Source organism: Streptomyces sp. NPDC026062 (assembly GCF_055568375.1).
This window is the reverse complement of record NZ_JBVHOQ010000004.1, coordinates 41,957-57,082: the sequence shown is the minus strand read 5'-3', so window position 1 is coordinate 57,082 and position 15,126 is coordinate 41,957. Positions and strand designations below refer to the sequence as shown.

Annotated in this window: 11 protein-coding genes; 6 read left to right on the top strand and 5 right to left on the bottom strand. The window is 70.4% G+C overall.

Annotated features, from left to right (window positions below):
• Window position 1 precedes the first annotated feature (1 nt).
• Both mgtA and ACZ4LX_RS04905 read right to left on the bottom strand, forming a co-directional pair.
• Window positions 2-2,683 (bottom strand): magnesium-translocating P-type ATPase, encoded by a 2,682-nt coding sequence (gene mgtA / locus ACZ4LX_RS04910; RefSeq protein ID WP_467639766.1) that lies wholly within the window; start codon window positions 2,681-2,683, stop codon window positions 2-4.
• A 58-nt stretch (window positions 2,684-2,741) separates the two neighbouring features.
• Window positions 2,742-3,107 carry an ArsR/SmtB family transcription factor gene (locus ACZ4LX_RS04905; RefSeq protein ID WP_467639768.1) on the bottom strand — a complete coding sequence of 122 codons (366 nt, stop codon included), beginning with the start codon at window positions 3,105-3,107 and terminating at the stop codon, window positions 2,742-2,744.
• A 661-nt stretch (window positions 3,108-3,768) separates the two neighbouring features.
• Between ACZ4LX_RS04905 and ACZ4LX_RS04900 the strand changes: the two genes are divergently transcribed.
• The 5 genes from ACZ4LX_RS04900 to ACZ4LX_RS04880 all read left to right on the top strand — a co-directional run bounded on the left by ACZ4LX_RS04900 (window position 3,769) and on the right by ACZ4LX_RS04880 (window position 7,584).
• On the top strand, window positions 3,769-4,389 hold the full coding sequence (locus ACZ4LX_RS04900) for a GTP-binding protein (protein WP_467639771.1): 621 nt from the start codon (window positions 3,769-3,771) through the stop codon (window positions 4,387-4,389).
• A gap of 119 nt (window positions 4,390-4,508) precedes the next feature.
• Window positions 4,509-4,922 (top strand): roadblock/LC7 domain-containing protein, encoded by a 414-nt coding sequence (locus tag ACZ4LX_RS04895; protein ID WP_467639773.1) that lies wholly within the window; start codon window positions 4,509-4,511, stop codon window positions 4,920-4,922.
• Window positions 4,923-5,080: 158 nt separating this feature from the next.
• Window positions 5,081-6,232 (top strand): DUF6397 family protein, encoded by a 1,152-nt coding sequence (locus ACZ4LX_RS04890; RefSeq protein WP_467639775.1) that lies wholly within the window; start codon window positions 5,081-5,083, stop codon window positions 6,230-6,232.
• Complete coding sequence (locus ACZ4LX_RS04885; protein WP_467639776.1) at window positions 6,207-6,695, top strand: GNAT family N-acetyltransferase; 489 nt, start codon at window positions 6,207-6,209, stop codon at window positions 6,693-6,695. Before ACZ4LX_RS04890 ends, ACZ4LX_RS04885 begins: the two co-directional genes overlap by 26 nt.
• Before the next feature lie 247 nt (window positions 6,696-6,942).
• Window positions 6,943-7,584 (top strand): LAETG motif-containing sortase-dependent surface protein, encoded by a 642-nt coding sequence (locus tag ACZ4LX_RS04880; RefSeq protein ID WP_467639777.1) that lies wholly within the window; start codon window positions 6,943-6,945, stop codon window positions 7,582-7,584.
• A 104-nt stretch (window positions 7,585-7,688) separates the two neighbouring features.
• Here the strand turns inward: ACZ4LX_RS04880 and ACZ4LX_RS04875 are convergent, their stop codons facing one another.
• Window positions 7,689-9,938 carry a SpoIIE family protein phosphatase gene (locus ACZ4LX_RS04875; protein WP_467639779.1) on the bottom strand — a complete coding sequence of 750 codons (2,250 nt, stop codon included), beginning with the start codon at window positions 9,936-9,938 and terminating at the stop codon, window positions 7,689-7,691.
• Window positions 9,939-10,179: 241 nt separating this feature from the next.
• On the opposite strand from ACZ4LX_RS04875, the gene ACZ4LX_RS04870 reads away from it, so the two are divergent.
• Window positions 10,180-11,265 carry an enoyl-CoA hydratase/isomerase family protein gene (locus ACZ4LX_RS04870; RefSeq protein WP_467639781.1) on the top strand — a complete coding sequence of 362 codons (1,086 nt, stop codon included), beginning with the start codon at window positions 10,180-10,182 and terminating at the stop codon, window positions 11,263-11,265.
• Window positions 11,266-11,537: 272 nt separating this feature from the next.
• Here the strand turns inward: ACZ4LX_RS04870 and ACZ4LX_RS04865 are convergent, their stop codons facing one another.
• Window positions 11,538-13,025 carry a rhamnulokinase gene (locus ACZ4LX_RS04865; protein WP_467639784.1) on the bottom strand — a complete coding sequence of 496 codons (1,488 nt, stop codon included), beginning with the start codon at window positions 13,023-13,025 and terminating at the stop codon, window positions 11,538-11,540.
• Between the two features lie 16 nt (window positions 13,026-13,041).
• A complete protein-coding gene (locus tag ACZ4LX_RS04860; protein ID WP_467639786.1) occupies window positions 13,042-15,087 on the bottom strand; it encodes a bifunctional aldolase/short-chain dehydrogenase in 2,046 nt (681 codons plus the stop codon).
• Between the last annotated feature and the right edge of the window lie 39 nt (window positions 15,088-15,126).

The following is a 15,126-nucleotide window of genomic DNA, read 5'->3' as shown; positions in this document are numbered from 1 at the left end:
GTCATGAGATCCCCCGGTTCCTTTCATAGCGATTGCGCGCCCATCCGAGGCCGCATGCGTACAGCGCGAGGACGGTGGCGAGCAACAGGTAATAGAGCGGCGGCAGCGCGGTCATGCCCAGCAGCGGGCCGAGCGGGGTGAGCGGCAGGAACACACCGGCGACCGCCAGGCCGGCCGCCGCTGCCCGCAAGGGCCCGCCGCGCCGCCCCTGTGCGGTCCGCCGCCCGGTGCGCAGGAGCACCATCACCAGGGCCTGGGTGAGGAGGTTCTCGGTGAACCATCCCGAGTGGAAGGCCGCCTGGCCGTCCGCGGGCGAACTGTGCAGGGCAAGGGCGAGCACGCCGAACGTGGCCAGGTCGGCGGCGGCGTTCAGCAGCCCGAAACCTGTGATGAAGCGCAGGAAGTCCCCGGGACGCAGCACCGTCGGACGCCGCAGGACCGAGGACGCGGGCCGGTCGAAGGCGAAGGCGAGCTGCGCCGCGTCGAAGCACAGGTTCTGGACCAGTACCTGTGCGGGCAGCATGGGGAGGAAGGGCAGCAGGAGACCGGCGGCGAGCATCGCGATCACATTGCCGAGGTTCGAGGAGAGCGTGATGCGCAGGTACGTGGCGATGGTGCCGCTGCTGCGGCGGCCCGCCGTGATCGCGTGATCGATGGCACCGAGGTCCTTCTCGGCGAGGACCACGTCAGCGGTCTCCCGTGCCACGTCCACCGCGTTGCGCGGACAGATACCCACGTCGGCCGCGTGCAGCGCCGGCAGATCGTTGACACCGTCGCCGAGAAAGCCGGTGGTGTGTCCCGAGACGCGCAGCGCATCGACGATACGGGCCTTGTGCGCGGGTGTGCAGCGGGCGAAGACGGTCGTCCCGCCGACGATCTCGGCGAGCCCCTCGGCGGACAGGGCGTCGATCTCCTCGGCGGAGACGACGCGTCCCGGCGCCAGCCCGAGGTCCTGGCAGGCGCGGGCGGCGGTGCCCGGGTGGTCACCCGTCAGGACCTTCACCGCCACTCCGCGTCGTGCGAGGACCTCCAGCGCGCCTGCCGCGCTCGGCGTGAGCGCGTCCCGCAGGGCCACGAATCCGAGAAACGCCAGCCCGTGCTCGTCGGCCGGTGTGTACGAGCCGAGCCGGGCAGGCCGCTCGGTCAGGGCCACAGCGAGCAGCCGCAGACCGCCGGCCGCCTCGCGCGCGGCCAGCGCACCCAGCCGGTCCCGTTCCGCCGGGTCGAGCGCACACCGCTCCAGGACAGCCTCCACGGCACCCTTCGTGACCAGCACATGGGTGGCGAACCGTCCGGGAACACGGACGACCGCCGTGGAGAGCCGGCGCACCGGATCGAACGGCAGCACGGCCACCGCGTCGTACTCCTCGGCGGGAACGAGGGGCGCCGCATCCCGTTCGTCCCGTCGGTTCCAGGCGTCCAGTACGGCCTCGTCGAGCGCGTCCGGAACCGGCAGATCCGCGAGCTGCAGCGTCCACAGCGCGTTGACGGCCGCCCAGTGCAGGACCAGGGGATCGGGTCTCCCCGCGGGGCCGACCGCCCGGTCGACGACCGGGCGGTCCTGGGTGAGGGTGCCGGTCTTGTCCAGACAGAGCACATCGATCGCGCCCAGGTCGTGGAGTGCGGGCAGCCGTTTCACGATCACCGCATGGTCCCGGGCGAGCAGCGAAGCGCCCCGGGCCAAGGCCGTGGTGACGATGACCGGCAGCATTTCGGGTGTCAGCCCGACCGCGACCGCCACAGCGAACGGCAAGGTCTCCAGACCGCGTCCGCGCAGCGCGGCGTTGGCCATCAGGACCAGTGGTGGAGTCAGCAGCATGAACCGGATCAGCGTCCAGGAGATCCCCTGAACCGAGCGGTCGAACGCGCTCGCGCCGCGTCGGAGCACCGGCCGGTCGTACGCGGCGGCGAACCGGGTGTTCCTGCCGGTCGCGACGACCACCGCCGTGCCGCTGCCCGACATCACACTGCTGCCCTGGAAACACCGCGGGTGCTCCGCGAGGACGCCCTCCTCGTCGCCGGGCCCACTCCGTGCCCCGGGCCCGGCCGCCCGCGAGGGCCCGGGGCCGGCGGGATGCTTGCCGACCGGGGCGGACTCCCCGGTGAGGGCCGCCTGGTGCACGGTGAGACCGCTGGCCCGCAGCAACTGCACATCGGCGGGTACGAGATCGCCCGGAGCGAGCCGGATCACATCACCCGGCACGAGCTCCTCGACAGGCAGTTCGCGGGTCTGAGCCGCTGTATCCGGCCCGCTGCGGCGCAGCACCGTCGCGGTCGTCGCCACCAGCTCGCGCAGCGCGGCCGTCGCCCGGTCGGCCCGGTGCTCCTCCGTGGAACGCAGCAGACAGCTGACGACGACGAGTACCGAGATCACGGCAGCCGTGCCCCACGCGCTGACCACTGCCGAGACCAGCCCCAGGCAGAGCAGTACCGACGTGAAGGGGTCCCGCAGCGTCCCCAGGAACCGCCGCGGCCAGGTAACCGCGCGCCAGGCGGGGAGGGTGTTCTCGCCGAACCGGGTCAGCCGCTCCTGCGCCTCCTGCTCCGTCAGCCCTCGCGGCCCGCTGTCCAGGGAGCGCAGGACCTGGAGCGACGTCGGTATGGAAGACGGCCGTACGGCACCGGCCGAGGAACCGGCACCGGACACGGAGCCGGTCCCGGTCACGGAACGTGTACCGGGCATCCGAACGACGACAGCCGACCGCTCGCCGGTCCCTGAGGACCCTGCGCCGGCAGGGTTCTCAGGCACCGAGTTCACGAAGACGTACGGACTGACCGGCCGGATACCCGGCCCGTTCCGCGAGCTGCCCGACCATCAGCCGTACAACAGTCACGACATCGGGATCATCGACGAGGTACACCTGACGACGGCCCTCGCGCCTGGACCGGACGAGACCGGCGAGCTTCAGTTTCGTCAGATGCTGGCTGACCGAGGGGAGCGTGCCGCCGACCCGCTCCGCCAGACCTGTCACGTCGCTCTCACCCTGGGCCAGCACCCAGACGATGTGCAGCCGGGCCGGGGTCGCGAGAAGACCGAAGGCGGCAGCTGCCTGGGCCAGCACATCCGCTGGCGGATCCTGGAAACCGCCGCCGGCACCTGTCGACACTTCCGTACTCCCATCAGCGTGGGCCGACTCCTCGCACCCGAGACGACCAGTGTAGGTGCCGCGGTCGGAGCGTCCCTGGACACTCGGGGCCGTACCGCCCGTGCGGAAGCCACGGGGCCGGAGCAAGGTCGGCGGCGAACCGCGTAGCTTCGGGTGTCCGGCGGGGCGGGCCAGGAGGTCCGGCGGGGTGTGTCAGGGGGGCCGTCGGGTCCGAGGGCCTCCGCGGTGGCCCCGCGAAGGTGCGGGACGGCGAACGGGGCCGCGCTCGTGAGCCCGGGCATCTGCCGCACGGAGGTGGTCGCGCAGGCCTGCGAAGGGTCCCCGGCTGCCCCGGCACCCGTGCGGCGCTCCCTTCTCGGCGGGGAGCGACTGGAACGGAGCGGGAACACGGAGCCAGAGCGGAGCCCACACGAGGTGATCGGCCAAGAACAATCGAACGGCTGACAAGCGCAGCGGAATTCGTAATGTTCCGGGCGTGGAGAAGCCCGAAACAGTCACATCCTGAAAATTGCGATCGTGCCTCCCCGGTCAGGTCCTGATTTGCCATGCTGTCGCCGTACGGCCGTACGCCTGCCGATGATTCACTGAACCCGAAACCCCTCAAGATGGTTCTGACCTGCGCATTCGACGTCTTGAGGTTCACTGGTGAGAGAAGTGATCGATGCCGACCGAGCACGACAGCACGAGGGACGAGACCGCGGTGACTGCCCCGACCGACGCCCTGGCCCTGAAGATCCTGGTCGCCGGCGGGTTCGGAGTCGGCAAGACGACGCTCGTTGGTGCGGTGAGCGAGATCAGGCCCCTGCGCACGGAAGAACTCCTCAGTGAGGCCGGGCAGTCGGTCGACGACACCGAGGGCGTCGCGCAGAAGACCACCACCACCGTCGCCATGGACTTCGGGCGCATCACCATCAGGTCCGGACTCTCCCTGTACCTGTTCGGCACCCCGGGACAGGACAGGTTCTGGTTCCTCTGGGACGAACTCTCCCAAGGCGCGCTGGGCGCCGTTGTTCTGGCGGACACCCGTCGGCTGGAGGACTGTTTTCCGGCTGTCGACTACTTCGAGCACCGTCGCATCCCCTTCGTCGTCGCCGTCAACTGCTTCGCGGGGGCGCGTTCGTACGGCGAGCAGGACGTGTCACGCGCCCTCGACCTCGATCCCGGAACTCCCGTGGTGCTGTGCGACGCCAGAGACCGGGATTCCGGCAAAGAGGTCCTGATCCGGATGGTCGAATACGCGGGCCGGATGCACACCGCACGGCGCCTCGACCCGGTGGGCTGAGCCGGGATGGCCTGATCCCGCCCCGCTGTTGCACAGCGGAGCGCTTGCCCGTAAGTGGCCGGTGCGTAAGGCTTGCGCACAAGTGGGGTACGGGGAACATGTGAGCGGGGAGGAACAGAATGGCGCTGGACAGGGGACTCGACTGGCTGCTTGACGATCTCACCAGCCGGGTGGAGCACATTCGGCACGCCCTGGTGCTGTCGAACGACGGCCTGGTGACCGGAGCGAGCACCGGACTGGCACGTGAGGACGCGGAACACCTGGCCGCGGTCTCATCGGGTCTGCACAGCCTCGCCCGAGGTTCGGGACGGCACTTCCGTGCCGGAAGGGCCCGGCAGACGATGGTGGAGTTCGACGAGGCAATGCTCTTCGTGACGGCCGCCGGGGACGGCAGCTGCCTGTGTGTGCTCAGCGCGGCGGACGCCGATGTGGGGCAGGTGGCGTACGAGATGACGCTGTTGGTCAACCGGGTCGGAGAGCATCTCGGCGTGGCCGTGCGGCAGGACGGGGACGTGGGGGCCGATCGGGTCTGACTGCCTGATCGGTGCTGCCGCTCGTCCGGCTCGGCCCGTTCCCCCTGCTGGGCCGGCTCGGTCCGGGAGTTATCCACAGGGCGGGCGGCAGTTGCCTGTTCCGGGCTACCGTGGTTACGGAGAGTATCTGAATCTCACGGGGGAGCATCGTCATGCCGATGACGGAAACAGCGGGCGACGGCGGCGCTCGCATGATCACCACAAGCCGGGCGGCTGCGGAACTGGAGCTGAGGCGCGCGGAGTTCGCCCTGGCGGTGCACCTGGGCATGGTCCGGGTGGACGTGCGGCAGGCGGACGGGCGGGCCAGGGTGTGTCAGGAAGAGCTCGACCGGCTCAGGTCGGAGGCCGGATTCCCGGAGACCCTGCGGGAGCGGGTGCGCACGGTGGGAACCGCAGAAGGGGCCAGGCTGCTCGGGATCAGCCCGGTCCGCTTCACGCGGCTGGCACGTGCGGGCTGTGTCACGCCGGTCGCGTTCTACCTGAATCGCTACCGGGCGGTGGTGTGGCTCTATCTCGCGGAGGAGCTGGGCGGACTGGTGGCCCGGTCACCTGAACTCCTGGTGGGCAACAGCCCGGCCTGGATGCGCGACCGGCTGGACGCGGGGACGGACTGCCGGGCGCGCAACTGGCGCTCGCGCCGGATCGAGCGGCTGCTGGCCCTGACCGAGGACCCCTGGGCCCGTGCGGCCATCGTCGCGGAGGCGCTGGACCCGGTCCAGCTGGCCGAGGTGGTGGATGACCCGTACGAGCGCGCCTACTTCGGCAGGGTCCGTCCCGAGCCGTCCGTCGGCCGGCGAGGGTCGGCTGCCGGGCGCGAGGTCATGGCTCAGCTGATGCTCGCCGATGAGCCGGACGAGATCCTCTGGCGCCGGGTCACCCTCGGGATGGAGCTGGACGCTGCACGAGAGCTGCGGTGCGCCCCGCGCCCCGGAGAAGGGCGGTGGCCCGGTACGGAGGACGAGCCGGTCGAAGGGGCGGCGCGCGGACCGGGAGCATGGGCCGAACCAGCCATGCCGGCGGGGCCGGCGATTCCGGTGGATCCCGTAGCTCCAGCGGGCCCCGCGCGTCCGGCTGGACCGGGGGACGCATCGGCCGAACGATCGCAGTCAGTCATGCGGGAGCGCGGCAGGCGTGGTGGCTCGAACGGTGCCCGTAGCGACACTCCAGGCCTGCTGGCCAGGTTCCGCCTGCGCAGGGCACGGGGAAGCCGGTGTCCTTCCCGGGCTGCCGGGGGCGCGGGCAAACCGCTCGCCACCGACACCCGATCCAGGCATTCTTTGCACCATGTTGATCAGGGAAGCAACCGTTGAGGACTGGCCCGCCATCTGGCCCTTCTTCCATGAAATCGTCGCCGCGGGCGAGACGTTCACCTACCCTCTCGATCTCGGAGAGACCGATGCCCTCGAATGGTGGCTTCTCAAGGCTCCGAACCGCACGGTCGTAGCGGTCGGCGAGGACGGCAGTGTGCTGGGCACGGCGAAGATGAACACCAACCACATGGGCAACGGCTCGCACATCGCCAGTGCCAGCTACATGGTCGACCCCCGGCACTCCGGACAAGGAGTGGGGCGGGCCCTGTGCGAGTACACGATCGACTGGGCTCGCACGGCCGGGTTCCGTGCGATGCAGTTCAACGCGGTCGTGGAGGGTAACTCCGCGGCGGTCGGTCTCTATCGCTCGCTCGGCTTCGAGGTGCTGGGGACCCTGCCGGAGGGCTTCAACCACCCGAAGAAGGGGTTCGTGGGACTGCACATCATGCACCGGCCGCTCTGACGGATCTGAGGGGGACATGACCGGGGATCGCCGTCACGGACATGGTTCGGGCTCTCACGTTCACTTCGGGCCACGCCCCTGATGGGCCGGGCGCCGGTGATGTGTCCGTGTTGCACCAACCGGTGATGATGTGCGACCAGTTGTTACGTCGAATGATATGTGGGGCGGGTGCGCACTTGGAGGGCGGGGGCAGTACTGTGCGCCCCACCGCCATTCGGGCGATGAAACATTTGCGGAGGAAAAATCCATGACCATACCCAGGAGATCGCTGCGTGCTGCGGGAACCCTCGCTGCCGCTGCGGTTGTCGGCCTGACCGGTACGGTTCTCACCGCCGGTCCGGCCGCAGCTCACACCCCCACCTGGGACGTGACCTGTACTGAAGTGAGCCTGCACCTGACCGCGTACAACGGACGTGTCACCAACCAGGTGACCGTCACTGTTGACGGCAAGGACCTTCTGCCGACGGAGAACTTCGGCACGGGCATCGACAAGACGATCACCCTGCCCGAGCACGACAAGGCGCTGACGGTCCGTCTGGTCGTCAAGGCCGGCGACGGCAACCAGTACTCGCGCGACGAGTCCAAGCAGGCGCCGGTGTGCGAGGAGACGCCTTCGGAGCCTGTCCCGACCCCGTCCGAGACGAAGCCGTCCGAGACGCCCACCACGGCGACGCCCGAACCGGCGAAGTCCACGCCGGCCGACACTGCCAGCGAGTCCGCCTCGTCGTCTGCGCCCGCCGCAGCCGCGCCGAGCCCGAGCTCGCCGGATCTGGCCGAGACGGGTTCGTCGTCCGCCACGCCGGTCATCGGTGGTGCGGCGGTCGCCGTGCTGCTGGCCGGTGGCGGCATCATGTGGTCCGTGCGCAAGCGCCGTACCGCTCAGCACTGACGTAGTCCGGGTGATCCCGGGCGCGCCGAGCGTGGCCGGGGCCCGGCCGAGGGGCGTGCCGTGTCCTGTGGGACGAGACGGCATGCCCCTCGGCGTCGGTCCGTTCAGTGCTTCCCGCGATGAGCCCCCGAAGGGGCGGAGCCGGGACGGTTCGGATCCTTCGGGGGCTCAGCGCCCCGACGGTCCGAGCCCGCAGGACGCACCGGTTCTGCTGGGTCGCCGTGGACCGTGGCGCTTCTGTGCACCGGCGTGGACGTGGGAGGCGCCGCCGGGCCGATCTCGCACCAGACGGCCTTGCCTTCGCCACGAGGCTCGATGCCCCAGCGGGTCGCGACGGCGTCCAGGAGCAGCAGCCCCCGCCCCGAGGTCGCGGTCTCGCCGGGTGTGCGACGCCGCGGCCATGCGCTGGAGCGGTCCTGTACCGACAGCCGGACCCGCCGTACCGGTTCGGGAAGCACCTCCAGGGTGAGCACGGCGCCGCCCTCCGTGTGCAGCAGCACGTTCACCAGCAGTTCACCGGTCACCAGCTCGGCGTCGTCGGCGAGTTCGGCCATGTCCCAGTCGGTCAGGGCCTGACGCACGATCGTCCGTGCGTCGGAGAGACCCTCCGGATCGGCCTGGTGGATGTACTGATGGAGCCGGGGGGCCCGTGGCGACCCGGGGTCCGGACTGCGCCGCAGCACCAGCAGGGCGACGTCGTCGCCGGAGCCCCAGCGCTCCCACAGCCGGTCCGACAGATGGTCGGCCAGCGCCTCGGCGCCTGCCGGTCCCGCGCTGACCTCGTTGATCAGAGTCCGCACCCCCGCTTCGATGTCGGCGCCCGGCTCCTCCACCAAACCGTCGGTGTACAGGACCAGCGTCTCGCCCGGGACCAGATCCAGCCGGGTCTCCGGGAACTCCTCGTCCCCGAAGTCGGTGGCGATACCCAACGGGATGCCGCCGCGCACCTGCGGGGTGCCGACGCGGCCGTCCATGTGCCGGATCAGCGGTCCGAAGTGGCCCGCCCGAACCACGCGTACGGTGCCGGTACCCAGATCGACCTGGGCGTACGTGCAGGTGGCGAACCGGTCGGTGTCCAGTTCGGCGAGGAACCGGGAGGCCCGTGCAAGTACCGTCGAGGGAGGATGCCCCTCGGCGGCGTAGGCGCGAAGCGCGATGCGCAGCTGGCCCATGATCGCCGCCGCGTGCGTGTCGTGGCCCTGCACGTCACCGACCACGATGCCGAAGCGGCCCTTGGGAAGCGCGATCACGTCGTACCAGTCGCCGCCGACCTGACGGCCGCTCCACGCCGCGTGGTAGCGGACGGCGATCTCGCCACCCTCGATGTCCTGGATCCGGCGGGGCAGCATCGCGGACTGGAGTCCCGTCGCGAACTCGCGCTCCTCGTCGAAGAGCGTGGCCCGCTGGAGGGACTGGGCGACGATCGCGGCCAGCCCCAGGCACAGGTTGCGTTCATCGGCGTTGAACGCCGTGCGTTCGCGGTAGAACAGTGCCAGCCCACCGAGGGTCCGGGCCTGGGCGACGAGCGGCAGATAGGCCGCGGCCTGGAACTTGAGCCGTCCCATGAACGGCTCCAGCACCGGATAGCGCCGGAGAAGCGCGCTGAGCGAGCTCACGAACCGCGGACGTCCACTGAGAACGGTGTCGGCCAGCGGAAACTTCGGGTCGAGCCGGCCCGACCCCAGCGCGTCGACGACCTCCAGCGAATCACCGCTCAGCGCGATGACATTGAGCGTGGTGTTGTCCAGCAGTCCGAGCGCGAGACCGTCGGCGCCCAACCGCGCCAGCGAGCCCGGTCCTGTCAGCGCGGCCGTGACATCGTCCACGGTAACCGCACGCGACAGCGCACTTGTTGTACGTTCAACGATATTGGTCTGGCGTTGGCGGCGCTTTTCCAGTTCCAGCACGAAGGCCGAATGGGTGACTTCCGCCGTCGCGTCGCGCACCAGACCGATCACCCGGTGCGCCCGCCCGTCGGCGCCGCGCAGGATCCGTGCCTGAACATGGGTCCACTGATCACTGTCGTCCTCGAGCGGAACCCGGAAGTGGATGCTGTAGGAGTTGTTCCCGCCTTTGATGGCCTCGTCGATCGCCACATCGAGGCGGATGCGTTCCGCGGGATCGAGCCTCTCCATGAGGGACTCGGGCCGTGAATCGAATACGGCCGGGTCCAGGCCGAAGACCAGAAGTCCGGCCTCGTCGATGTCCAGCGTCCGGGCGTCCAGATCCCACTCGAAACTGCCGGTGCGGTTCAGGGCAAGCCGTTCCTCCGTCGCTGTCTCGCTGTGGTGCGTCCTCTCGACCAACAGGCGGGGCGGGACGGGGATGAATGCTGGCCGGTCGTGATCGGTCATTCCTGCTCCGAAGATCGTCCGGCGGGGCTGCCGTACACGTGACTCAATTGTCTGGCGGGTTCGGTGCGCCTGCCACAGCGGAACCCCCGCCGTACGGTGCTCCGGGGCCCGGTCCCAACAGGCCCTCTTCCGGCGGTGCCACCCCTCCTGCCGTGCTTCCCGGAGAGCCACGCACAATGGCAGTGGAAGATCGTCCGTGACCGGCGGACGGTACGGCACTGGGGCTGACCGGAGCGCACGCATGAACAACGACGATTCCGTCCTGCTGCACACCGAGGGACGCATCCGCCACATCACGCTGAACCGGCCGCGCGCCCTGAACGCCCTGAACCACGCCATGGTGCTGCGGATGGGGGAGGCGCTCGACGCCGCGGAGAAGGACGGCTCGGTCGTCGCGGTGCTGCTCGCCGGTTCGGGGGAGAGAGGGCTGTGCGCGGGCGGGGACATCCGCTCCATCCGCGACGACGCCCTGGCCGGAGGCCGGACCTCACTGGACTTCTGGCGTGACGAATACCGGCTCAACGCCCGGATCGCCCGGTTTCCCAAGCCCTACGTAGCCCTCATGGACGGCATCGTGATGGGCGGTGGGGTCGGCGTCTCAGCCCATGGTTCGCTCCGTATCGTCACGGAGCGCTCCCGCGTCGCCATGCCCGAGACCGGCATCGGCTTCGTGCCCGATGTCGGCGGTACCCATCTGCTCGGCGCGGCGCCCGGCGAACTGGGCACGCACCTAGCGCTCACCGGCGAGGCGGTCGGAGCGGCTGACGCTCTGCTCTGCGGCCTCGCCGACCACTTCGTGCCGTCGGAGGACGTCCCTGCCCTCGTTGCCGCGCTCGACACGTGCACCACGCCCGAGGGGGTCGTCGCGACGGCGCAGCGGTTCGCGCGCACCGCCCCCGCCGGTGAGCTGGCCGGGCACCGCGACTGGATCGACGCCTGCTATACGGCAGAAACGGTCGAGGAGATCATCGAGCGCCTCGAAGGCTGCGGGGTGCCTGCTGCGAAGGAGGCGGCGACGACGATCCTGGCCAAGTCGCCCACAGCACTCAAGGTGACCCTGGCGGCCCTCCGGCGCGTCCGCCGTCTGGAAAGCCTGGAAGCGGCCCTCGACCAGGAGTACCGAGTCTCGTCCACCGCTTTCACCCGTCCCGACCTGGTCGAGGGCGTGCGCGCCCAGATCATTGACAAGGACCGCACCCCCCGGTGGAGCCCGGCCGAACTCGCGGAGGTCACCGAGGAGGTTGTGGCACGCCACTTCGCGCCGCTGGGCGAGGGCGAGCTCGGTCTCGGCCCGGACGTGGAGACCGGCCGTGCGATGACCGGCTGAGGTCCCGCGGAACCCATTACGCGCCCGACGGCAGCATCGTCGCCTCACCTCGCCTCACGACGGGTCCCCATGGTCCCCAGCGGGTCAGGACGGGTCAGGACGGTGCCGGGCCCGGGCGGACATCCGCCGACACCCGTACATGTCGGCTTCGGCGGATGTCCGGCGCCCCGGCTGTCGGACGTCCCGTGTCCCGGGCGGGACACGGCCGGACCTCTCTCCCCTCCGGCCGGGGCGCCGCCCCGTCGCCCACGCGCAGGTTCAGCGCCCGGGCCTCAGCGCCCGAGCCGGGCTTCAGCGCGGTCCCAGGCGCGCTGATTTCCCTGCGGCGCGTAATGCCGCAGTTCCTGGGTACGGGCGACCAGCCGCCGCAGATCCGTGAGGTCGCTCACCAGCTCGTGGGCGCGGGCTTGCAGCAGGATGTTGCCGAGCGCCGTCGCCTCCGCGGGGCCCGCCGTCACCGGAAGTCCGCTCGCGTCGGCCGTCCACTGGCACAGCAACTCGTTGCGTGAACCGCCGCCGACCAGATGGATCCGTACCGGGTCGCGCCCCGAGAGTTCGGCCGCCCTGCGCAACGTCCTGCGGTGCGCCAGCGCCAGACTCTCCAGCACACAGCGCACGTACCCGCCAGGCCTCCGAGGCGGGGCCTGCCCCGTCCGCAGCAGATACGCGTCGATCCGGGCCGGCATGTCGCCCGGTGCGAGGAACGACGCGTCGTCCGGGTCGATCACGGCGGCGAACGGCTCCGACGCGGCCGCTTCGGCGAGCAGATCCGCCAGACCGAGGGGCACGCCCGCGCGGTCCCACCCCCTGCGGCACTCCTCCAGCAGCCACATGCCCATGATGTTGCGGAGGTAGCGGACGGTGCCGTCCACACCGCGTTCATTGGTGAAGTTCGCCGCCCGGGATTCCTCGGACAGCACCGGAGCATCCAGCTCCAGCCCGGCCAGCGACCAGGTGCCGCACGAGATGTAGGCGAAATCCGCTTCCGTCGCCGGGACGGCCGCGACCGCCGACGCCGTGTCGTGCGAGGCGACCGTCGTCACCGGAGTACCGCCCGGCAGACCGGTGTACTCGGCGACGTGCGGCAGCAGCGTCCCCGCCGGATCGCCCGGCTCACGCAGCGGGGGGAAGAGCGAACGCTCCAGACCCAGGCGCTCGATCAGCTCATCCGACCAGTCGCCGCCGCGTGCGTCGAACAGTCCGGTCGTCGATGCGTTCGTGATCTCCGCGCCCACCGATCCGGTGAGCCAGTGCACCAGCAGATCCGGCATCAGCAGCAGCGTCCGGGCCGCCTCCCACTGGGCAGCTGTCCGGTGCGCGAGAAGCTGGAAGACCGTGTTGAACGGCAGGTGCTGCAAGCCGCTGACCGCGTACAGCTCCCGCATACCGCAGCCGTCGGGCAGCCGCTCCGAGGCCCGGCCGTTGCGCCCGTCCCGGTAGTGGAACGGCAGCCCCAGCAGCGCTCCGTCGGCATCGAGCAGACCGTAGTCCACCGCCCAGGTGTCGACGCCGACGGAGGCGACCGGACCCGAGCGCCCGGCAGCCCGCAGCCCGTCCAGCATTCCCTGGTACAGGGCAAGCACGTCCCAGCGCAGGCCGTCCGGCAGGCGAACCGGTGTGTTGACGAACCGGTGCGCCTCGGTCAGTTCGAGCCTTCCGGGCCCGACCCGGCCGGTGATCACCCTGCCACTGGTCGCGCCGAGGTCCACGGCGGCGAAGAGGGAGGCGCCGGACATGGTGTCGATGGGGTTCACAGCCATGGGGATCGTGTCCGGGTCATCGCAGGAACGCCGCTGCCACACCGGCGTCGACCGGAATGTGCAGACCGGTCGTGTGGGTGAGGTCGCCGCCCGTCAGAGCGAAGACGGCATTGGCGACGTGCTCGGGCAACACCTCGCGCTTGAGTAGGGTCCGCTGGGCGTAGAACTCACCGAGCTTCTCCTCCTCGATTCCGTACGTCGCCGCCCGCTGGGCGCCCCAGCCCGCGGCGAAGATTCCCGAACCCCGCACCACCCCGTCCGGGTTGACGCCGTTGACACGGATGCCGAGGCCGCCGAGCTCGGCGGCCAGCAGCCGCACCTGATGGGCCTGGTCGGCCTTGGTGGCCGAGTAGGCGATGTTGTTGGGGCCGGCGAACACCGCGTTCTTGGAAGCGATGTAGATGATGTCGCCGCCGAGGTTCTGCGCCTGCATGACCCGTGCGGCCTCGCGCGCCACGAGGAACGAGCCGCGCGCCATGATGTCGTGCTGCAGATCCCAGTCACGCGCCGTGGTCTCCAGCAGAGGCTTCGAGATGGAGATTCCCGCGTTGTTCACGACGAGGTCCACACCGCCGAAGGCGAGCACGGCGGCCCGGAAGGCCTCCGCGATCTGTTCCTCGCTCGTGACATCGACGGTGACGGCCACGGCCCGGTCCGGTCCGCCGAGGTCCTGCGCGACCTCGGCCGCGTTCTCGGCGTTCAGGTCCGCCACGACGACACAGGCACCCTCGGCCACCAGCCGGTACGCGATGGCGCGCCCGATCCCCGAACCGGCCCCGGTCACCAGGGCGACCCGGGTGGCCAGCGGCTTCGCCCTCGGCATCCGGCGGAGCTTGGCCTCCTCCAGTTCCCAGTACTCGATCCGGAACTTCTCGGACTCCTCGATCGGCGCATAGGCGGAGACGGCCTCGGCGCCGCGCATCACATTGATGGCGTTGAGGTAGAACTCCCCGGCGACGCGCGCGGTCTGCTTGTCCTTGCCGAAGGAGAACATCCCGACTCCGGGGACCAGCACGATCGCCGGATCCGCGCCGCGCATGGCTGGGGAGCCGGCGACGGCGTGCCGCTCGTAGTACGCGCGATACGCCTCGCGGTACTCGCCGTGCAGCGTCCTCAGCCGCTCCACGACGTCGGCGACCGGTGCGTCCGCCGGAAGGTCGAGCACCAGCGGGCTGACCTTCGTACGGAGGAAATGGTCCGGGCACGAGGTGCCCAGTGCCGCGAGCCGCGGGTGTTCGGCGCGGGAGAGAAAGTCCAGCACCGGTTCGGTGTCGGTGAAGTGACCGACCATGGGATGGTCGGTGGACGCCAGGCCGCGGATCACCGGGGCGAGCGCGGCCGCCCGCTCGCGGCGTTCCTGGGCGGACAGAGGCGTACGGCCGGGCAGCACGTCACCGAACGGCTCGGGCCGTCCGCGCTCCTGCAGGAAGCTCTCGGCCGTGCGGATCATCCACAGGGCGTTGCGCTCGCACTCGTCCGATGTCCCGCCCCAGGCCGTGATCCCGTGGCCGCCCAGGACGACGCCGACCGCCTGCGGGTTGGCCTCCTTCACCGCGGCGATGTCCAGCCCGAGCTGGAAGCCCGGCCGGCGCCAGCCCACCCAGGCCACCTTGTCGCCGAAGCACTCGGCGGTCAGTTTCTCCCCGTCGGCCGCGCACGCCAGGGCGATTCCCGAATCCGGATGCAGATGGTCGACGTGCGCAGCCTCGACCAGGGCGTGCATGGCGGTGTCGATCGACGGCGCCGCGCCGCCCTTGCCATGCAGGCAGTAGTCGAAGGCGGCCACCATCTCGTCCTCGTGCTCCACTCCCGGATACACGTCCTTGAGGGCACGGACCCGGTCCAGGCGCAGCACCGCGAGGCCCTCCTCCTTCAAGGTGCCGAGGTCACCTCCGGAACCCTTGACCCAGAGAAGTACGGTTTCGCCGCCGGTGACGGGGTCGGCGCCCGCGGCCTTCACCGAGGTGTTGCCACCTGCGTAGTTGGTGTTGCGGGGGTCGGATCCGATCCGGTGCGCGCGCTCCAGGAGCGCGGCGACTTCGGCGTGCGTCGGGGACGTCATGGCAATTCCTTCGGGACGGGACGGAACAGTACGGAGACG